The organism is Bartonella sp. SD1336NMGDW (assembly GCF_042193565.1).
Taxonomy (GTDB): Bacteria; Pseudomonadota; Alphaproteobacteria; order Rhizobiales; family Rhizobiaceae; genus Bartonella; species Bartonella grahamii.
Genome location: NZ_JBHILW010000014.1, coordinates 1 through 22,201 on the forward strand (window position 1 = coordinate 1; position 22,201 = coordinate 22,201).

Genomic DNA, 22,201 nt, shown 5'->3' on the forward strand with positions numbered 1-22,201 from the left:
TATCATTTTTTACTTTTTTTAAAATAAAATAACATAAACATCTGGTTGTATTTCAATACATTACACTAAAATAAAAAGCGTATAAAAGTTCCTTACTAGATAACAGCGGCTTTCAGATTATAATACCCCTCCCCTCACAACGATTGCAACTTTTCTTACATATCACAATGATGTCATGTAAAAGGCTAAAGATAGAGTACATATTCTATAATCACCATTGCATAAACCTCTTACACGCTTTATGCTTTGCCATGAGAGCAAAAGGAAGATGTCAATGTCATCTAAACTGACGCGTAACCAAACATTGGTTTTAAACACTTTAAAAAATGCAAAAGGGCCTTTAAGTGCTTATGCGATTCTCAATCACTTACGCGAAGAAGGCTTTCGTGCACCTCTCCAAGTTTATCGTGCGTTAGAAAAACTCGTACAGTTAAAGTGTATTCATCGTCTTGAAAGTGTAAATGCCTTTATGGTCTGTTTACACCCTGAAAACTGTCAACATGAACTTACAACGTTTATAATTTGCGAAAACTGTGGTACAGTCAATGAAATACAAAATCAAACGATTGTATCGAGTTTAAAACAGATGGTTCAAGCTGTTGACTTCCAAGCCCACAAAAGCACCCTAGAAGTACGAGGTCTTTGTAAAAAATGCGTAACAAAATAAGACCTTGAACTTGCAAGTTCATATTTTTAGCATTATGTTTCGGAAATTATCTTATTGTTTGAAAAGCTTTTATCGTCCTTGCATGTATATCACCCTAGTCTATAGCGATAGGTTTATTATACTCAGTGGAACATAAATATTGAAAGTATAAAATCATGTCCGTAGCTGAGACAATTTTTTCGACCAAAAATTTCAATAAAACGCAACAAAAGAAAGCAATCAAGGCTCTTCTTATTATCTTTGCACTTTTTGTTATTTGGTTTAGCTATAAGTGGGTAACGCAATGGCGTTATATACTCGCTACTGAAGATGCCTATGTGCAAGGAGATATAGCAGCTATTGCGACTAAATTAAATGGATATATTGAAAAAATTGCCATTAAAGCCAACCAAGTTGTAAAAAAGGACGATGTTTTATTTTACCTAGACAATGGTGATTATCAAATAGCCTTGGATCAAACAGAAGCGCATCTTAACACACAGAAAAAAACACTTCTACGCATTGATGCACAAATCACAGCCGCTCGTAGTGCTTTAGATGATGCAAAAGCACAAAAAGCCGCTGCTTCAGCCATAGCAACCAATGCACAACTCAGCTTAAAACGTGTAACAGAACTGAAAAAAAATCGTTATGCTCCTCAATCCGATGTTGATGATGCCAAATCAGCTTATGAACAAGCCATTGCGAATGTTAACAGAGCGGATGCACAAATAGCTGCAGCACGTGCAAATATCCGAGTGCTAGAAGCGCAACGAAGTGAAATAGAAAGCCAAACAAAGAGTTTAGAACTCTCGCGTGAAAAAGCACAACGTGATCTTGATTCGACCATTATACGAGCGCCATTTGATGGAGTTATAGGAAATTTAACAGCAAAAACGGGAGATTTTGTTGTAAATGGCCAACGTCTTGCGGCGTTAGTCCCCATACATGCACTTTATATTGAAGCAAACTATAAAGAAACACAGTTGCAAAATATTCACCCAGGACAAAAGGCTTATATTGCTATTGATGCCTTCAAAAAGGAGTTTTTTACAGGAAAAGTGCTTTCTATTTCGCCCGCAACAGGCGCTGTTTTTTCTCTTTTGCCTCCACAAAATGCTACTGGTAACTTTACAAAGATTGTCCAGCGCATTCCCGTACGTATTTCTATTCCAGAAGAAGTCTTAAAAAACGGACATATCCGAGCAGGAATGAGTGTTTCAGTGAAAGTTGACACACGTACAAAGCCACAAGATAAAAGTCTCTTATAACAAAAAAGTAGAAGATCTTACGATGACATCTTCCATACCAGAGCCCATACAGTCTCAAGAAAGCATTGGATTGCACAAAATTGTAGTTTTTATTGCTATGTCTTTTGGCATGTTTATGGCAATCTTAGATATCCAAATCGTTTCCTCTTCTTTAGCTGAAATTCAAGCGGGGCTTGCAGCAAGCTCTGAAGAAATTTCATGGGTTCAAACCTCCTACCTTATCGCTGAAGTCATCATGTTGCCGCTTTCTGGATTTTTAGGACGATTGCTTTCAACACGTGTTTTCTTTACCTTATCAGCTATCGGTTTTACGATTACTTCTGTTCTTTGTGCAACGGCAACATCTATCGGAGAGATGATTTTATATCGCGCACTACAAGGTTTTATTGGTGGTGGAATTATCCCTAGTGTTTTTGTTGCCTCCTATGTCCTTTTTCCTCCTTCCAAACGTCCCATTGTTACCCCTATCGTCGGACTGGTCGCAACATTAGCCCCCACCATTGGTCCAACCGTGGGAGGTTACATTTGTCATCTCTCATCATGGCATTGGCTCTTTCTCATCAATGTACCCTTCGGGATTATCATATCAATTCTCGCTTGGAAATTAATTGATTTTGATAAAGCTGATCCCTCTTTAATGAAGAAATTTGATTGGTTAGGACTCATTTCTATGGCTACTTTCTTGGGAACTTTAGAGTATGTTCTAGAAGAAGGAGCACGTCATGATTGGCTGAGTGATAGGCTGATTCGGGATTTGTTCATTATTATGATTCTTGCTGCAGCCTTATTCTTCTGGCGTGCTTTTACAGCAAAAGAACCCATTGTAGATCTCTCTACTTTTTCTAATTTTAATTTTTCTGCTGCATCCATTTTTTCCTTTGCACTAGGAATAGGTCTTTATGGACTTACATATCTTTATCCTGTCTATTTAAGCCAAATCCGCCATTATGATGCGCTCATGATTGGAGAAACATTGTTTCTTTCAGGATTCGCCATGTTATTAACTGCTCCGCTTGCTGGATTTCTTTCAGCACGAATGGATGCACGTTTAATGATGGCAATAGGACTTTTGGGTTTTGCAGTAGGCACTTGGATGGCGAGCTCTATCACAGATAACTGGGATTTTTTGCAACTCTTTTGGCCGCAAGTTTTCCGTGGTGCTTCTGTGATGTTGTGTATGGTTCCTATTAATAATATTGCCTTGGGAACACTCCCGCCAGAACGAATGCAAAATGCTTCTGGACTCTTTAATCTCACACGGAATCTAGGTGGTGCTGTAGGGCTTGCCATTATCAGCACTCTCATGACAAAACGCACAGACTTCCATTATGAACGAATAGCTGAAACGCTTAACCACGGAAACAGACAAGCAACAGAAATGCTTTCAAAGCTTACTTTGTTTTTCAAAACAGAAACCTTTGATTCCTATACTCTGGCTCTTTCTCAATTGTTTGGTATGGTACGCATACAAGCAACGATTATGGCTTTTAGTGATATTTTCTTTATCATAACCATTATCTTTGGTACTTTGACAGTTATGACCATTTTTCTTAAAAAAATACCACCTCTCATGGATTCACCACCAAATCACTAAACTTAATTAAAATTGAGAAATATTTTTCATCCTTATGACTTTAGAGCTTCCTATGTACTTTATCTCTTTTCAAGAGACAGTATAAATCAACTTGTGATTCTAAATGATTCTTCTGATAAAAATTCAGTTCAATGCGGGCTCTTTACGCATTTAAAAATAACTTCTCGCATACAAAAATTATCTTAGATGATAATAAATAAAGAGCTTATCTAAAGTGCTCCACACCATAAAGATAAAGCAGCTATTTCTATAAGATTTCTGATTTATCACCATAGAGAAAAAAACGTTAAAACAATATTTGCGCCTGTCATTAAATCTCTCATCTATTTACCCCCCTTTTTACGCTACTATCTTCATAAAAACTATTCTGTAAGATTCTTTGTCCTTCACTCTTTTGATTCTCACACGAATATTCATAAAAGATTGATGATTCTTGTGATTTTTATTCACACACCTATTTCCCTTATAATGTGTAGGGTAACATTTTTTGATTCTGAATGCGAAATTTTACATGAGAAAATCATTTTGTATGAGATACTCTCATGCCAATTGCAACTATTCCCTTTTACATAAAAAGCAAAGAGATAAAAACTGTTTAAGAAAAAAGTAAAATATCCAACCGTTTTGATGCAAGATCTACCAACGATATTGAAAACTGGAAAACTGCATGATGATACCGGCTTTAAAAGAATACAAGACCACTCAAAAATCCAGTTCCTTTAATATTATAAAATAGGACGCTATTCCCCAAAAATGAGCTTTAAATATATTCCTAGTCACTTAACTGAAATTATCAAAAATAAGAAATCAGCCACATAAAGAAAAAGTCATATAATAAAATCGCAATACAACTCCCCAAAAACTTTGTACCGCTAAATGCTTTGGCACTCGCCAAAACAGTATGCTCTCCTCAATGCCAGCTGTTAAAAAACAAAATAAACACTATCCTCAAGCCACTTTATGATGCTGAAAACCATTTGAAACTTCTCGTTCTCCACTAGGAACTAAAGTGCCATAACACCCAGAAAGATAATGTGGTATCAGTTCCAACGCTTGAAAGCGATGCTTTTCATAAGGACCAGGCATTGCCAAATTTTCTGTTAAACTATTTGAAAAGCCAAAACGTTGATAAAATTCAAAATCCCCTACCAGCAAAATGGCGCCATATCCTAATTTTTTTGCTGTTTCAATTACATGGCGGACTAAGATTGATCCTATTCCCATACCAGCACATTCAGATGCAACAGCCAAGGGGCCCAAAAGTAAAGCATGTTGTGTTTTATTTTTTCCTTTAGAAAAAGAAACATGCCAAAGACGGACACTTCCCACAAGCTCTCCAAGCGCATTTTTAACCACAAAAGAAAGCCCTTGAGCAGCTAACCGCCCACGACGTAAAGCCTCTGATGATTTACGTTTACGTCCATACCCCATCGTTGAATCAAGCAAAATTTCTCGATAAGGCTTATCGGCTTCTTGCTCCAATGAAAGTGTAAAACATGCCCCATCTTTTGTTTGAAAATTCATCATGTTCATCTCTATAACCGCCCTCTTATAGCGCCATGACGAGCATAGCAAAAAATCCAAAAAACCTATAGTTAAAAGGAAATGTCAGATCACATATGATCGTAAAGGCTCAAAACCATTAAAAGCAACCGATGCATAAGTTGTTGTGTAAGCCCCCGTTCCATGAATCAATATTTCATCTCCTATCGTTAGGGATAGAGGAAGCGGATAAGGTGTTTTTTCATAAAGAACATCTGCGGAATCGCATGTTGGTCCAGCCAAAATACAAGGCTCCATAACCTTATCATCATGAGGTGTCTCAATAGGATAACGAATGGCTTCATCCATAGTCTCAGCAAGACCATTAAATTTTCCAATATCAAGATAAACCCATCGTACATTATCGTTATCAGCTTTTTTGGATATTAGAACAACTTCTGTACGAATAACACCAGCATTGCCAACCATCGCACGCCCAGGCTCAATAATCGTCTCAGGAATACGATTACCAAAATGCTTTTTCAATGAATCAAAAACTGCTGTACCATAAGCTTGTTCTGTAGGGACATCTTTCAAATAACGCGTTGGAAAACCGCCCCCCATATTCACCAACCTCAGCGAAATACCTTCTTGTTCCAAACGCTTAAAAACTGTAGCAGCATCCGATAAAGCACGATCCCACGCACTCAAATCAACCTGCTGAGACCCAACATGAAAAGAGACACCATAGGCTTGTAAACCTAATTGGTGTGCCCGTCTTAGAACATCAACCGCCATATCTGGAACACAACCGAATTTGCGTGACAATGGCCACTCTGCACCTTTTCCATCAGTAAGAACACGGCAAAAAACACGTGCTCCTGGAGCAACACGCGCAATTTTTTCTACTTCTTCAACACAATCAACGGCATAAAGTGAAACTCCCAATGCATATGCTCGTGCAATATCACGCTCTTTTTTAATCGTATTCCCAAAAGAAATACGCTCTGACGTTGCTCCTGCTTTTAAAGCCATTTCAATTTCTGCAACAGACGCCGCATCAAAAGAAGATCCTAAAGAACTCAGCAAACGCAAGATTTCAGGAGCTGGATTTGCCTTTATTGCGTAAAAAATACGAGACTGAGGCAGAGCTTTTTCAAAATTTAAATAGTTGTCACGAACAACATCAAGGTCAACAATTAAGCATGGACCTTCAGAACGATGTGTTGCAAGAAAATCGCGAATACGTTGCGTTGCCATCTGCAATTCTCCTTGAGGGAAAACTCCCCCACTCTATGCTTGGACAGCCAAAGCTGCCAAAAGCTAAAGGACAAAAAACACACAACAACCATCCCCATTCTGATTACAAAAAACCAGAAATTAGCATTGCATGCAGCGAAAGAACAGCGCGAAACCGCGTTATTCTATTTTATCTGCCTTTTTGATTGGAGTTGAGAAAACCACTTCCGCACTGAAGGCAATGAGGTGTGCCTCTATAGTTATCCCAGCATTTAAAAGCTGGAAGACACCAGAAAGGCCCGCACCGTCGTTGCTTCAAGATGTCCTCATTCTTGCAATTGGCTGTAAGAATGACTGGAGCGGTTAGTTCCAGGTACCGTACCGGTTAATCTCACCATTTGAGAACCAGCGGACACCCACAGGCACGTGCGACTTTGGGCAAGGAGTCCTATAAAACGAATTCTTGCTCATTTCAATCATTTTTTTAATTTTAAACATTTTTTAATTCTTAAAGATAAAATGATGCGAAAAAACAACACTCTCCTCCACCAGACAAAGCTATACATCCGCTTTCATGAGATCACACCCCTTACATTATCCGTGCAACATAAATCACTGTCTTGCTTTTAAAGCCCCTCGTTTCTTTGCCCTACTCTATCTCCTAATATCCGCAGCAGAAAATAACGCAAAATAAATTACTCAACACATTAATTTATAATGATAATTTATTATTTTGCCCTTAAACAAAAATCTCAACATAAAATTCTCTTATTTCACCCCTCTTACAATGAATCAATGAAAATCATTCTTTTGCACATCACAAATAAAAAACAATTGAAAAAAGGAGTACCTCTTATACATCCTCTCAAATGCAAGGATAAGCAAAATTGAAAACTGGGGATAGTAACACGACTGAAGCACCATCATCTTTAAAGATAATGATGCCCTTCTCCAACAAATACCATTATCTTTCTTATTTAAATCCTAAAAAAACATCCCTGCTTCCACATCCATTTTACAGCATCACTTAAGCAAAATATCATGAAGAATTCCCCGTATAATATAACTTGTATGATATAGATCAACTACATCTCACCCTCTTTATACTTATCAAATTAAAAACAAACGCCCCCATTCTATCTGCCAACTCCCAATATGGCAAAAACTCCTACATTGAAATGTTTCATAACACCTTCTCTAAAATGATTTTTGTCCACACGTTGCTTCCATTTGCAACGTACAAGTGAATGAGTTTTACGCGATCATTCTCATCTAATCTGGAAGCAATAAAGTTCACAATATTTAACTCTATTTATTCAAATCAAAATAAATTATCATTATAAATTAATGTATTATATTAAATTCTGGAATCATAAATTCCTATTATCATTTTATTTTTCCCACCTAGCATCTGCTTTTTCATCTCCTCTTATTAATCACATCTTATTCATACGCTTTTCTCTTAAGCTATAAATCTCCCTCCCCTGCACTGTTGGTGAAGAGAGTTTCTATTTTAAAATGAAAAGTATTTAAAAACTCAATCCTATAAAATGTCAGGAGAGAAAACGATCTATAATGATTATTTATAAATCAAATAATTTAACATAAACAAAAAGACCGAATAATATCCGGTCTTATAAAATATTTTTTTACCAATATAAAAAACGCTTCTCTCTTAAATTTAAGAGAAAAATGCTAAAATTTACAGCGCTACACTGCGCTATCCTTACGTCCCTTGATGAGAATCAATTGCACGCAACTTCAACAATTGAAACTGCCTATGGCGCTCACGAAAACGCTCTCTATCGGCTTCACTACGCGTGTTATAACAAGCATCACAGGAAACACCTTCCTCATAATGAGGCGATAATTTGCTTTCAGCATTGATAGGAGAACGACATGCGCGACATAATTCGCGTCCACATTCTTCAAGACCATGTTGAACAGAAACACGCTCATCAAAAACAAAACACTCACCCCACCATAAACTTTCCTCTTTTGGAATTTTTTCTAAATATTTTAGAATACCTCCTTTTAAATGGTACACCTGATCATAACCAAGCTCACGAACATAAGCTGTTGATTTTTCACACCGAATACCGCCTGTACAAAACATAGCAATTTTCTTTTTCTTCTTTAAATCAGCTTCGTGCTTGAGAACCCATTCAGGAAATTCGCGAAATGTTTTAATCTGCGGATCAATGGCTCCTTGAAAACTTCCAATCGCATATTCATAATCATTACGCGTATCGATCAAAATTGTCTCTTCATCTTGAATAAGAGCATTCCAATCTTCAGGATCCACATAAGTACCCACAACTTTTAGTGGATCAACCCCTTCAACCCCCATTGTCACAATCTCTTTTTTCAACCGCACTTTCATGCGATGAAAAGGCATTTTTGATGCCCATGAATATTTAATCTCCGGCTTTTGAAACGCTGGCTCAGCGGTAATAAAATCCACCAACGCCTCAATCGCAGCACAAGAACCAGCAACCGTTCCATTAATTCCCTCTTGTGCTAAAAGCAAAGTGCCTTTGATATCCTTTGCTTGACATAAATCCTGCAAAGGTTTTTGTAATTGATGATAATGCTTCAAATCTGCAAAGCAATAAAGTGCAGCAACTTTAAAATTCTTTTCCATGTGTTTTGCCATAACGCGCGTTTCATTCAATTTCAAGATTTATTCATGTACTCTTTAACATATTGTGCTTAATCAAACGATACAAATAATATCATCTCCAAGAAGAAAAAATATCATGTGCCAAAAAAGAGAAAAGCTTTTACTATATCTCCAAGGACAAACTGTTATACCTGTTTTGCTCATTGACAATCTACAAAGTGCTGTACCCTTAACACGCGCTCTTGTCAAAGGCGGATTAAAAACAATTGAGATCACCTTGCGAACACCAAATGCCCTCAAAGCAATTCAGAAAATTACACAAGAAGTCCCTGAAGCAATTGTTGGAGCCGGAACAATTCTCAACACAACACATTACGAAAAAGCCGAACAAGCGGGAGCCAAGTTTATTGTAAGCCCCGGATTATCAAATGAATTAATCAATTGTGCAAAAAATAGTGAAATTCCCCTTCTTCCCGCTGCAATGACCCCAAGTGAACTCATGCAAGCATTAAACAAAGGCTATTCATATCTCAAATTTTTCCCAGCTGAAGCCGCTGGGGGTATTGCCTTCATCGAAGCTTTAGCATCTCCCTTCTCTGATATCCGGTTTTGCCCAACAGGCGGTATTACACAAAAAAGTGCAACACAATGGCTCCAACTGCCTAACGTCTTCTGCGTTGGCGGTTCTTGGATAGCGCCCCAACAACTTATTGCAATAAGTGATTGGGATTCGATTACTGCATTAGCATATACTGCATCACAACTTCCCTCTCCCTCGAAAAAAGCTCTTTCTACAATATAATGTAAAATGCAAGAACATCAGCCCCTTCAACAAAACCAAAGCTTTCAAACATCCTTGCACAATCTTTTAACATTGCCATAGAACCACAAATCATCACCCGATCTTCAGCGAGATGAAATTTGGGGAGTGCTATTGTTTCAAAGCCGCTTGTTTCAAAAAAGCACCCGCTCTCCATAACAGTCGTAGTACGCCCCATATGCTCAGAAAGCTCACGAGTGGTCATAAAATAAAATTTCAACTGTTGTGCATATGCTCCAATGAGTGGATCTTGTTGCAAAGAGGAAAAAAGATCTTTTGCATAAATTAACTCATTCTGCTCACGCATTATTTAAATAAGGACAACTTCTGAAAATTTTTCATAAGTGTCAGGATCACGAATAAGGCTTGCAAAAGGAAAAAAACGTACCGGTTTGAAAGAAGCTAAAGCATCAACTTCCTCACTCATTATCCCACAAAAGCGCGCTCTACAACATAAGTAGCAGGAGCATTATTGGCCCCTTCAACAAGACCAAAACTTTCACACATCCTTGCACAATCTTTTAACATTGCCATGGAACCACAAATCATCACCCGATCTTCATCAGGATGAATTTTAGGAAGGCCCGTTGTTTCAAAAAAGCACCCGCTCTCCATAACAGTCGTAATACGCCCCATATGTTCAGAAGGTTCACGAGTAGTCATAGGATAAAATTTCAACTGTTGTGCATATCCCCCAATGAGAGGATCGTGTTGCAAAGAGGAAACAAGATCTTTTGCATAAACTAACTCACTCTGCTCACGCGTTGTTTGAATAAGGACAACTTCTGAAAATTTTTCATAAGTTTCAGGATCACGAATAAGACTTGCAAAAGGAGCAACCCCCGTCCCAGTTGAAAGAAGATAAAGACGTTTTCCAGGAATAAGAGCATCAAGAACCAGTGTTCCTGTAGATTTTTTACGCATGAGAACTGTATCACCAATTTTAATTTTTTGGAGATGCTCGGTTAAAGGCCCCCCCGGAACTTTTATCGAAAAAAACTCAAGCTGTTCGTCCCAAAAGGGACTTGCAATCGAATAAGCGCGATAAACCGGCTTTTCTGCATTTGGCAAACCGATCATAACAAACTCACCCGAACGAAAACGAAAACTGTCCGGACGATTCAAACGGAATTTAAATAACCGATCTGTATAGTGACAAACCTCTTGGACAGTAAGGGCGAACACATTCTCAGGAATCGAAAAATTTGCAACGCTGCTGATGTTTGACGGAACATTGGTAGCAGACGTATTCATACTCTTCCCCATATCTTTATTGAACGTTAAATTTCGAATCCTTGACGTGATATAGTACTTGCATAACCATCTGCCAACAATTTTCTTAAAACAAAAATCTCAAGATTAACACTTTATTAAACGAATGAGGAAAATGCGGATACAAATCCCATTCAAAGAAAAACAAAAACTTTGAGTATTAAACAGTCATGGGGCTCTTTTCCCTTTAACACATAATGCATATTTTTCCATTGTAACGCTATAACACTCTCTCGCTTAACAAAACTTATGACCCAAAACCTTTAAATAAGAGAGATAAATTTTTGTTGATTGAACGATAACCGCACGAATCTTCAACAAGATTTCCGGTATTACATCTATTCTTTTCCTTACTGACCTTTTTACACTGCTCTTTCGATAAATATCCATAAATAAAAGAGTCTAACGCGCACTATAAAGCGATAAAATTGATTTCACTAAAAACCAATCAAACAATAGAAAGTAAATATTGGATACCCAATCCATCTTGAAAACCAACAACATCCAAATCAACGGGCTTTCTAAATCAACAGTTTTTAATGTATCAGAAAGTGTTTACACACTGTTTTCCATTTAACAAAAATAACTTTAAGTGCATGAGACGACATCCAAAATTGCACAGATAAGTGATCTTTCCCCCATGATAGAAAACTTGTAATGCATTGATTTAGAGTGGTTAATTTAATCATTTTACCTTCTCTGAATAAGCAGCCCATGCAATGTTTAATCCAAACAATCGCACCAGCAACAACAGCCTAATATTGCACTCTTCAAAATGATACAATACAATAAACTATGTTTTATTTTTTTATATGCCTCAACTAGGAAAAATAAGTAAAAAACAAAAGTCTATGTTTTACAAATTATTAGAAGATACCGTGTTGCTAATAACACAAATAAAACTAAAATATCTCTTATATCCAGAGTACCATTTTACATAAAAAACGACTTTAATGGTGTGTAATTCAGTATAAGCTCCTTATGATTTTGACCATGGAAAATAGTGTCTTTCCCTATATCGTAAAGAACCTCAATGAAATAACCAAAAAACTCCGTATTTCACGAACACAGATAAGCTTTTAAAATGAAAAAATCCGTTAATGATGAAATCAATACATCACTCTATGTAGCTGTAGCAACCATCGATGTCAGTGCCATTGTTTCCAATTATATCACTTTAGCCAAACGTGTAGCTCCAACACAATGTTCAGCAGTTGTAAAGGCAAATGCCTATGGATTAGGAGCTCACAAAATTGCTCCTGCCCTTTATCAAGCTGGTTGTCGCACTTTTTTTGTCGCCCAAATCATAGAAGCACTCCAATTAAAAAGCATTTTACCATCAAATGTCACGATTGCTCTTCTGAATGGACTTCCACACTTAGCAGAAGAATTTGTCGCACAATCTGGTATTGTTCCTGTTCTAAACTCTTGGAATGCCATTGAAAATTGGCAAAAAATTTGTCAAAAAAAAGATAAAAAATTTCCAGCAATTGTTCAAATCGATACCCATATGAACCGATTAGGACTGGATCAAAAAGAATTACAAAAACTCATCAAACACCCTACAATTTTCGAAAAAGCAGAAATAAAATATATTCTCAGTCACCTCGCGAATGGAGAAGACAAAACACATTCATCCAATTATACACAATTGGCTACTTTAAAAACCATCCTTGCGCAATTGCCTGCTTGCAAAGTTTCCTTTGCTAATTCTGGAGGTATCTTTCTAGGATCAGATTTTTATTTTGATCTTGTTCGTCCAGGCATTGCACTTTACGGAGTTGATCCGCGAGGGAAATACCCATCACCTCTGAAACCTGTTTTAAAACTTGAAGCCCAAGTTATTCAAAACCGCGTTGTTGATGCAGGAGAACCTGTTGGTTATGGAGAAAGCTTTATAACCAACAGACCAAGCACTCTTGCAACCATTTCTATAGGCTACGCAGACGGCTGGCTCCGTGCTCTTTCGAATAAAGGAACAGTTTATTTCAACGGGCACAAACTTCCCATGGTTGGGCGGGTTTCTATGGATTCCATTATTGTAGATACGACCGATCTTGATCAAAAACCTCAAACAGGTGACTGGGTAGAACTCATTGGACCCCATCAAACACTTGAAAAAGTATCTACAGATGCCGGTACCCTTCCCAATGAAATTCTAACATCTCTTGGCTCCCGCTATAAATACATTTACACATAAAAACTCTTTTAAAAAATAAATTGATAAAAATCATCATTTTAGAAAATTGAGGAGCTTTTACGAAAGATTTTAAACAATCAATCACATAAAAGACACCGCACATTCACAGAAATCTCAAAATAGACAAATTGATGAACTGTTTTATGGAAGTAGCTTTCACTCAAAATACAAAAACTTAGCCTTTTCTCCATAAATTGACAAAAAAGAATCTATTGCAAAGTTTTTAAAATTAATTGCCCAATTAAACCAAAATATTAATTCTCTAGATATCAAACAAAACATCCAGTCTTGTAAGTTTCTCTTATTTTCAGCTTTGTTCATAGTGAAGCAATCAAAATCATTCGCTTGCATACCACAAACTGGACTATGTGTAGATAAAAATGATTTAAGAAAAGAATACCTCTTATGAACCATCTCAAGTGCCAATAGCTATAACATTAAGCGGCTGAAAAAGTGTATGATAGTGCCAACTTCTTCCTTCATAGAGCCTAAAGATTGGGAGCTCTCAATAGATTTATCGTTGTATCATTCACGAGCGCCGTCGCGAAATGGGATTGGGAGCGAAATGTCTCTTTAAAACAAACACGTGAATTAACAACCAAAGCATATTCTTTTTGGAGTGTTCTGTTTTACATAAAGGTTGGGCACCCATTAAAGAACACAATAAATAAAAGCATGGGACAATATGTAATCCCCATTATAAAAAAACATTGCTTTAGATGCTTCTGATAGCCGTAAAGCTGAAAGGGAGATGACAAACTGAGGATTGAGTTTCACCTTTACGGCTTTATATTTCTCTGAAATTGGATGTGGATTTACAGACAACAGCTAAAACACACGGGCTCTTAGGAAAACAACATCGTAAAGTCACAAACTGACTTACAATTGATTGGAAAGATGTGCCGGCTTTTTATAAGATACTCTGTAAAAAACAACCATAATACATTTGGTTTTGCATTTACTCATTCTGACAGGTGTTCTTACATATTTTTGCGTCATAGTTATAAAAAGCAGATTAAAGAGAAATATTTAGGCAATTCTTGACTTAAGAAGATGCAACAATAGAGTTTCGCGGGGCTTTATCATCAAAAGCACTAAAATTGATTTTATTCTTTCTGCAACCGGTCGTAGTCACCTTAGTGAGAGTAATATGTCACAACACATGCAACAGACTGGACCCTATCCCCGTAGGTTTCACTCTCGTTTACGTGAATTAGCTGGCTAGACCAATGCATCTAGTCACTAAAACCATGTCATACGATAGAAGGCAAAGAAGAGCATGCCTATTGCCTACAAAACACAGTTTTTTTGTCAACTTTTTCGATTTTTCTCATGTTATAAAAAACTATGCAAAATTCTAGAAAATAGACAAATAACTCTATAATAACATGATCAATAAGTAAAAAACCCACACAAAATGTGTGGGCTTTTTTGTTTATGTAAATAAACAAAGTAAATACATATTTGTTATTTAATAGGTATTTCCCAATGGCGGACACGAACAAATGAGCATTCTGTCTCCAGCAACATTATCAATACGCGATACAGGAGGCCAATATTTACTGGCTGGATCAAGAGAACTGTTGGGAAAAGCAGCTTCTTGTCGCGAATAGGGTCGTTCCCAAGCATCATCTAAAGTATCTGCCACTGTATGAGGAGCATTTACCAATGGATTATTGTCTTTTGGCCAAACCCCACGACCAACTTTCTTTGCTTCTTCAGCAATAGAGAGTAAAGCATCACAGAAACGATCAATTTCTGCTTTTGGTTCTGATTCCGTCGGCTCAATCATCAAAGTTCCCGGAACAGGGAATGACATCGTGGGCGCGTGGAATCCATAATCAATGAGACGTTTTGCAATATCATCAACACTCACCCCATACTGCTCTTTTAACACACGTGTATCCACAATACATTCATGAGCAACACGTCCATGCTTTCCCCGATAAAGAATGGAATAAGCGGGTGAAAGACGTGCAGCAATATAATTGGCATTTAAAATGGCTATTTGTGTTGCATATTTTAAGCCATCAGCCCCCATCATTCGAATATACATCCATGTAATCGCAAGAATAGACGCACTTCCATAAGGAGCTGCCGAAACCGCATGTGTTGTCCCATCCTGTTCATGGCCTGGTAAGAATGGTTTGAGATGCGCTGCAACTCCAATTGGTCCCATACCAGGACCACCACCTCCGTGGGGAATGGCAAATGTTTTATGAAGATTCATATGACAAACATCAGCGCCAATATCTGCAGGACGAGCAAGCCCCACAAGCGCATTGAGATTAGCGCCATCGAAATAAACTTGTCCGCCATTTTCATGAATAATAGAACAAATCTCCTTAATGCTTTCCTCATAAACACCATGTGTTGAAGGATAAGTGATCATGAGAGCAGCCAATTTATCCTTATGCAATTGCGCTTTCATTTTGAGATCGTCTACATCAACATCACCATCGCTTAAACATTTTACCACAACGACTTCCATACCTGCCATATGCGCCGAAGCTGGATTGGTACCATGCGCAGATGCAGGAATAAGACAAACTGTACGTTGATGTTCTCCCCGTGATTGGTAATATCGTCGGATAGCCAAAAGCCCCGCATATTCACCTTGAGCACCAGAATTTGGCTGAAAAGAAACTTGCGCAAATCCTGTAATTTCGCACAACCACGCATTTAACTGATCGATCATCTCCAAATAACCCACTGCATCCTCTTGTGAAACAAAAGGGTGTATATTGGCCATACTAGCCCAACTCACAGGCATCAATTCAGCCGCCGCATTAAGCTTCATTGTACAAGAACCAAGAGGAATCATAGCACGATCCAGCGCCAAATCCTTATCTGCCAAGCGACGCAAAAAGCGCATCATATCTGTCTCTGAATGAACCGCATGAAAAAAAGGCTGGGAAAGAAAAGCAGCATCCCGCTTTTTGCCAAAGAGTCGAGGAGAAACCTGATCGCCTAATTGTGCCCCCAAAAGCTGCGCTAAAGCACAAGCATCTTCTTCTGTTGATAATTCATCAAAATTAATTGCAATAGTGTCATCATCGAGAACACGAATAAGGCGCCCACCTATTTTGGCTTGATGCGCAATCTCTCGCGCTTTTCCCTTCACAACAACGCTTACGCAATCAAAAAAAGATTCTCCTTCACAAAAAACACCTGCAGCCTTTAAACCAGCAACAAAACGGCATGTTAAATGATGAATTCGCTGCGCAATTGCTTGTAAGCCTTTCGGCCCATGCCAAACAGCATAAGCAGTTGCCATATTAGCCAACAACGCCTGAGCTGTACAAATATTTGACGTCGCTTTATCGCGTCGAATATGTTGTTCACGTGTTTGCAAAGCTAAACGAAAACCAACACGCCCTCTCGTATCCACGGATTGACCAACAATACGCCCTGGAATAAGACGCGTTAACGCATCACTCACTGCAAGGTAACCAGCATGTGGACCACCAAATCCCATCGGAACGCCATAACGCTGCATAGAGCCAACAACGATATCTGCCCCCCATTGAGCAGGTGGCTCCATAAGGGTAAGTGCTAAAGGATCAGCCACAACGATAACTAAAGCTCCTTTTTCCTTTGCCTCTTTTATGATCTCACTGTAATCATGAAAAGCACCTTTTGTATCTGGCCAAGATAAAACAATTGCCGCTGTATCAGAAGCAATTTCGCCATTTTGGCTAATCTGAATCCCTTGTGTTTCAGCACGCGTTTGCGCAACACTTAAAGTCTGAGGATGTAAAAGACTCTGAACAGAAATCTTCGTCTTTTTCTCACGGGAAAAGCGAAAAGCGAGGGCATTGGCTTCAGCTAAAGCGGTTGCTTCATCAAGAAGGGAAGCAGCAGCAACAGGCAAACCTGTGAGTTCACTCACCAATGTCTGAAAATAAAACAAAAGTTCTAAACGACCCTGGCTAATTTCTGCTTGATAAGGCGTATAAGCAGTATACCAAGCAGGATTTTCAAACAGATTTCGTAAAATAACCGGAGGCACATAAGTTCCATGATATCCTTGCCCAATAAAACTTTTGTGCACACAATTACGCTCCATCATCTTGGAGAGTTCTTCCAAGGCTTGTACTTCACTAGCAGCCTCTGGAAGATTCAATGAACGTCCCAAATGGATAGAGCGTGGAACAGCTTGAGAAATGAGTGTATCAACACAATCAAGCTCTAAAACATCAAGCATTTTTTGTGTTTCATCAGGTCGCAGCCCAATATGTCGAGAAGAAAAAGAACGCTCGATCATGACACTCATCCAATCAAAGCCTTATAAGCATCTTTATCCAACAACCCTTCCAGTTGTGTCTCATCCTGCAATGTCATTTTCCATAACCAGCCTTCTGTTTCGGCTTTCTGATTTACCAATTCAGGATTATCAGCCAATGCTTCATTTATTTCGACCACTTCACCATCAAGAGGAGCATAAACATCTGAAGCCGCTTTCACCGATTCCACAACAGCCGCCGCCTCTCCTTTGGAAAGTTTTGTCCCACTTTGTGGTAAATCAACAAAAACCAAATCTCCTAATTGCTCTTGCGCATAATGCGTAACCCCAACAGTCACCACTTTTCCTTCAACGCTAAGCCATTCATGGTCTTGTGTAAAATAAGTTTTAGACATAAAAAATCATCCTTTAAAATAACGTTGTTCAACAAAGGGAAGTGAATGAACTGATAATACAATCTTTTTGCCTCGCAGTTCTGTAAAGACTTGTGTCCCTTCAACTTTACAATCAACAGGAACATAACCCATCGCGACAGGACCATCAAAAGAAGGACCAAAACCACCTGATGTTACAATGCCAATCTCATTACCTTGATCATCAAGAAGCACCGCACCAGCACGAATAGGTTGACGCGTTTGCGGTTTTAATCCAACACGACAACGAGCAGGTCCTTTTTGCAGTGCTTCAAGAAAAGCCTTCGCACCATAAAATTGTGCTTTTTCTCGAACACTTTTAGGAACAGCCCATGTTAGAGCCGCATCAATAGGTGTCGTATCAGGGGTAATATCATTTCCATGCAAACACAGCCCTGCTTCCAACCGCAAGCTATCGCGTGCTGCAAGTCCAATCCACTCAACACGAGAATCACTCAGCAATTTTTCAGCCAACATATGCGCATGCCCTATAGGCAAAGCAATTTCAAAACCATCCTCTCCCGTATAGCCAGAACGCGTTATAAACCAATCTTGTTGTGGTTCGAATCCTTGCATAAAGAACAATTCATTCCCTGGTAAATCAGCATCAGCAAGAACAGCAGCCGCTTCAGGACCTTGAAGAGCAAGCAATACCCTTTCAAGAGCAATCACTTGACATTCAAAATCAACCGCACGCTTTTCCAATTCTACAAAATCAGCCTGTGCATTCCCAGCATTGGCGACCAACATAAAACGGCTCTCTTCCAAACGGGTAATGATAAGATCATCAAGAATACCAGCCTGCTCATTAAGCAAATAATTATACCGTGAATGCCCAATCTTTAAAGCTGCTGCATCAATGGGAAAAGCATAGGACAAAAATTCCACGGCTTGTGCCCCTTCAACGGCAATCAATTTCATATGAGAAATATCAAAAAGACCTGCATGTGCACGCGTATGAAGATGCTCTTTCAAAACGCCAAGAGGATAAGTTAAGGGCATGTTCCACCCCGCAAAAGCACCAAATTTTGCTCCTGCTTTTTCATGCAAATCATATAAAGGAAGTGTTTTTAAAAAAGATGTTTCTTGTGCTGTGCCCATAATAACTCCAAAGCTGCGCTAACGCCCACAGAATATGGCCGTCTCTGCCCCCTCTGTCATCAACCTGAGAGACTCGCGAAAAGATTTTTCGCTTACACCTTCGGCGCGGGCTCTCCCGACTTTCCAGATCTGCCTTCTTCCTTTTACGGTCCTTAAAGCCTGAGAGATTATGGGCTATTTCCCCTTCGGCGGCAATGCGAAAATTCGCAATCTGCACTCTCCCGCAAAAGAATGAAAGAAACGATAACGCTCTTTCCAGCATATTTTAACCTATAGCCTATCTTTATCACACTGTCATTAGTAAAGTGATGAAAATGTTCTCATTTTAAAACTTGCATAAGCTGCTTCAAAAGATTTATAATAGCACCCTTTTGAACCTTACAAAAATTGCAAGGAACACATTTTAGGAAATTTAAGAAAAAAATCAAAAGCTATAAACAAAAATACCTCTTGAAAATCATGCAAAACGTCACACACTAAAAAGATCGCAAAGCAACATTCTTTCGCGCGCAGTCAACCTTAAAGATAGGGTCTCATATTCTTTTTTAGAATTAGGACTTCAAGTATTTTATAAGTATGATTTTAATGCACAAGAAGTGGGTTTTCTGCTTTCTCAATAGTGTCATAAATTGCAACTATTTACAGACTAAAACTACCGAACAAAGGTGACAAAATACTCATGAAAGCTGGTAATATCTCTTACAATTGCGAAAATGATCTTCCAAAGCAAATTGCCCTTTTTCCTTTAGAAGGTGCACTCTTACTACCCGGTGGTTTTTTATCACTCAACATTTTTGAACCAGAATCACTTGAAATGATTGAAAACGTTATGGTAACCGATCGTCTATTGGGCATTATTCAACCACTTTCATCGGATACAGACCGCTTCTCTACACAACTTTATAAAACAGGCTGTATAGGGCGCATTACAAACTACAGTGAAACAGGAAATGGACAACTGTTCATTATCTTACAAGGTGTTTGCCGCTTCACCTTAGAACAAGAATTGACAAACACAAAATCCTATCGAACAGCTCTCATCCAATCAAACATAAAAGACTTGCAAGAATTTGATGTTGAAGAAAGCATTAACCGAGAAAGCTTACTTGACGTTGTAGAAAAATATCTAACCATACATGAAATGGAATATAATTGGAGCAGTATCATAGAAGCCCCTACACCTATATTGGTTAATGCTTTTTCAGCTCTTATCCCCTTTACACCAGCAGAAAAACAAGCTCTCCTTGAAGCTCCAGATATCGAAAGCCGTGCGCAAACTCTTCTTGCATTAACAGAACGCTCACTCATGAAACAAACAGGTACAGATTACCGTTTAAACTAATAAACGTCAAAAAATGAAAAAATGACCACAGATCCCAAAATGCTCGAATTACTCGTTTGTCCAATAACGAGAGGAACACTCTCTTACAACCGAAAAACACAAGAGCTCATTTCTCTCAAAGCCAAACTTGCCTATCCTATTCGTGATGGCGTCCCCATTATGCTTGCCTCAGAAGCGCGCCCTTTGCAAAACAATGAAAACGTAGCCTATAAAAAATAAGAAAATTTCGTTCATTTTTTCTGGAGAAAACTGTTATCAATCACTGCTCTATGAAAAGCTCTCTTTTGCTCATGCAATCTTTTTAATATTAGTGCTAATCCATTACACGCCAGCACCAGCATTCTCTTTACCAACTCCCCTCTTTACCAACTTCAAATGTTATACTTACTCTAAAAAGTCTTTTGCTTCTAAATGCGAAAAGAAGCTTCCGTTTTTATACAAAATAAATAGATAAAGTCTTATAGTTACAATTTTAAACATACCCCATAATGATCACCAAGAAATTGTCCTAAATTTCATCAAAATAAAGGGATGCATTGCAACAGTTGCACGTAAACTTTGCAAAAAACAACCAAAACAACTGCTGTCACTCTGGTTGACGATTTAAAGAAATTATCCTATGAATGAACTTGTGTTTTTGATCGTATACGCAGCGATCAATAGGGCCTGGAAGCCCTAAAACCGAGTATAAAATAAACCCGCTTTTTGCGGATATCCCAGAATTTCCGAGGGCTCTTATTATGTCCAAGTGCTTTCAGCACTAAAAGCAAGAGGCTGGCTCGGTTTCAGCACTTCCAGACCCCGGAAACGCTTATTTCATAAAAACATAATAAATTCAGTGTGTTATATGCAATTATTTTATATGAATCCACTTAAGAATCCACACTTTTATGCATGATCCATTTGACCCTTTTTTATATAAGATTGCCATGTATGAATAGAGCATAAAAAGCTAATCATGATGCAAATATTATAACGCATGTGTACATTCAGACGAAATGAAAAGCAGCTATCATTCATAACAGTTTATAAATTTTATGATACGTTTTATCACAGCACAAATCACATTGTTTAAAATTTAGTTGTTTGGAATTTTCAATAACATACGTTTAAAGATCACATCTTGTTTTAAAGATTGGTTTGTTTAATCGTATAAAGACCAAATATTATTGTTTCCCAAAATTGGGGAGCAAAAAATCTATATCTTTTATAGCAATATTTTATTACCTATTAGAGGATAATCGTTTGAAACTGTTATAAGGTAAATTGTATCAAAAGATACGTATTTATAGAAAATAGAGATCATATAGTTTTCCCCAAAATTGGGAAAAACCTTAAAATGGCATTAAAGCAATTAACTGTTTGAAGCATTCATAAGCTTATAGGTTTAATTCATAAAGATTGCACAAAGGATTTAAAGACAAGATTGATTTTATAACCACGGTATTTTTTACCGAGGTAGAAAATAAAGGTCATGAAATTTAAAACATTATATCTTATGAAATCAAAAGCTTTTTAATGAATATAGTGCATAGCTAGTTTTGAAGAACGCAACTGTATTCGCTTCCACAAAAAAATGGAAGCGAACAATGCCATGGCAGTAGAATTACTATCTACTTTAGACTTGATACTAAGAAACGTTTTAAAAGTTATAGTTTAAAAATACGCTTATGAGACCCTTTCTAAATGAACGTTTAAACGTTTGAAACTGATGTTTATAACAGTTTTTAAAGCCTTGCATTTGATAAAAGCGGTTGTTTGTTGTCTTTATGAGAGATTGTTTTAAAAACCAATGCTTGTAAATGTAAAAACCGTTTTGTTAAAGCTACCGAGCATTTTGATTTGATTGATACGTTTGATAGCCATAACAAGCGTTTTATAGGCTCTCTCATTCAAATGAGTGATTAAAGATCATACGCACATTTACGTTTCTTTTGATAAGTTTTCATATC

At 37.9% G+C, this 22,201-nt stretch carries 14 protein-coding genes, 1 pseudogene and 1 riboswitch; of the genes and pseudogenes, 7 read left to right on the plus strand and 8 right to left on the minus strand.

The window, feature by feature from the left end; all coding sequences use genetic code 11:
• Window positions 1-274: 274 nt before the first annotated feature.
• From ACFIKH_RS07405 to ACFIKH_RS07415, 3 genes are all read left to right on the plus strand, one after another.
• Complete coding sequence (locus ACFIKH_RS07405) at window positions 275-667, plus strand: Fur family transcriptional regulator (protein WP_015856750.1); 393 nt, start codon at window positions 275-277, stop codon at window positions 665-667.
• Between the two features lie 155 nt (window positions 668-822).
• On the plus strand, window positions 823-1,917 hold the full coding sequence (locus ACFIKH_RS07410) for an HlyD family secretion protein (protein WP_375626789.1): 1,095 nt from the start codon (window positions 823-825) through the stop codon (window positions 1,915-1,917).
• Window positions 1,918-1,939: 22 nt separating this feature from the next.
• Complete coding sequence (locus ACFIKH_RS07415; RefSeq protein ID WP_375626788.1) at window positions 1,940-3,511, plus strand: DHA2 family efflux MFS transporter permease subunit; 1,572 nt, start codon at window positions 1,940-1,942, stop codon at window positions 3,509-3,511.
• Between the two features lie 948 nt (window positions 3,512-4,459).
• Here ACFIKH_RS07415 and ACFIKH_RS07420 read toward each other — a convergent pair.
• From ACFIKH_RS07420 to ACFIKH_RS07430, 3 genes are all read right to left on the minus strand, one after another.
• Window positions 4,460-5,044, minus strand: a complete 585-nt coding sequence (locus ACFIKH_RS07420) for a GNAT family N-acetyltransferase (RefSeq protein WP_375626786.1) — start codon at window positions 5,042-5,044, stop codon at window positions 4,460-4,462.
• Window positions 5,045-5,119: 75 nt separating this feature from the next.
• The gene (locus tag ACFIKH_RS07425; protein WP_375626784.1) at window positions 5,120-6,253 is read right to left on the minus strand and encodes a type III PLP-dependent enzyme; all 1,134 of its coding nucleotides are present in this window, start codon (window positions 6,251-6,253) and stop codon (window positions 5,120-5,122) included.
• 1,705 nt (window positions 6,254-7,958) lie between these two features.
• Entirely contained in the window at window positions 7,959-8,876 is a 918-nt protein-coding gene (locus ACFIKH_RS07430; protein ID WP_375627443.1) for a rhodanese-related sulfurtransferase, read from the minus strand.
• A 115-nt stretch (window positions 8,877-8,991) separates the two neighbouring features.
• Here ACFIKH_RS07430 and eda point away from each other — a divergent pair, with 115 nt between their 5' ends.
• Complete coding sequence (gene eda / locus ACFIKH_RS07435) at window positions 8,992-9,657, plus strand: bifunctional 4-hydroxy-2-oxoglutarate aldolase/2-dehydro-3-deoxy-phosphogluconate aldolase (RefSeq protein ID WP_375627437.1); 666 nt, start codon at window positions 8,992-8,994, stop codon at window positions 9,655-9,657.
• On the opposite strand, the pseudogene ACFIKH_RS07440 reads toward eda, so the two are convergent.
• Together ACFIKH_RS07440 and ACFIKH_RS07445 are read right to left on the minus strand one after the other, a co-directional pair.
• Window positions 9,636-10,051, minus strand: a pseudogene (locus tag ACFIKH_RS07440) (ferredoxin--NADP reductase); the annotation flags it as partial. The gene eda and the pseudogene ACFIKH_RS07440 sit on opposite strands and share 22 nt — an antisense overlap.
• Before the next feature lie 50 nt (window positions 10,052-10,101).
• Window positions 10,102-10,929, minus strand: a complete 828-nt coding sequence (locus tag ACFIKH_RS07445) for a ferredoxin--NADP reductase (protein ID WP_375627438.1) — start codon at window positions 10,927-10,929, stop codon at window positions 10,102-10,104.
• A gap of 1,102 nt (window positions 10,930-12,031) precedes the next feature.
• Between ACFIKH_RS07445 and alr the strand changes: the two genes are divergently transcribed.
• Window positions 12,032-13,147 carry an alanine racemase gene (alr, locus tag ACFIKH_RS07450; RefSeq protein ID WP_375648552.1) on the plus strand — a complete coding sequence of 372 codons (1,116 nt, stop codon included), beginning with the start codon at window positions 12,032-12,034 and terminating at the stop codon, window positions 13,145-13,147.
• Between the two features lie 1,471 nt (window positions 13,148-14,618).
• Here the strand turns inward: alr and gcvP are convergent.
• Genes gcvP through gcvT form a run of 3 tightly spaced genes read right to left on the minus strand, consistent with a single transcriptional unit; the run spans window position 14,619 to window position 18,907 of the window.
• Window positions 14,619-17,414: an aminomethyl-transferring glycine dehydrogenase gene (gene gcvP / locus ACFIKH_RS07455; protein WP_375671352.1), complete on the minus strand. Its 2,796-nt coding sequence runs from the start codon at window positions 17,412-17,414 to the stop codon at window positions 14,619-14,621.
• Window positions 17,415-17,419: 5 nt separating this feature from the next.
• Window positions 17,420-17,788: a glycine cleavage system protein GcvH gene (gene gcvH, locus ACFIKH_RS07460; RefSeq protein ID WP_273723568.1), complete on the minus strand. Its 369-nt coding sequence runs from the start codon at window positions 17,786-17,788 to the stop codon at window positions 17,420-17,422.
• Window positions 17,789-17,794: 6 nt separating this feature from the next.
• On the minus strand, window positions 17,795-18,907 hold the full coding sequence (gcvT, locus tag ACFIKH_RS07465; protein ID WP_375627441.1) for a glycine cleavage system aminomethyltransferase GcvT: 1,113 nt from the start codon (window positions 18,905-18,907) through the stop codon (window positions 17,795-17,797).
• Window positions 18,908-19,043: 136 nt separating this feature from the next.
• Window positions 19,044-19,141, minus strand: a riboswitch (glycine riboswitch).
• 445 nt (window positions 19,142-19,586) lie between these two features.
• Between gcvT and ACFIKH_RS07470 the strand changes: the two genes are divergently transcribed.
• Window positions 19,587-20,249 (plus strand): LON peptidase substrate-binding domain-containing protein, encoded by a 663-nt coding sequence (locus tag ACFIKH_RS07470; protein ID WP_015856762.1) that lies wholly within the window; start codon window positions 19,587-19,589, stop codon window positions 20,247-20,249.
• A 21-nt stretch (window positions 20,250-20,270) separates the two neighbouring features.
• The gene (locus ACFIKH_RS07475; RefSeq protein WP_375671350.1) at window positions 20,271-20,468 is read left to right on the plus strand and encodes a Trm112 family protein; all 198 of its coding nucleotides are present in this window, start codon (window positions 20,271-20,273) and stop codon (window positions 20,466-20,468) included.
• The last annotated feature ends 1,733 nt before the right edge of the window (window positions 20,469-22,201 follow it).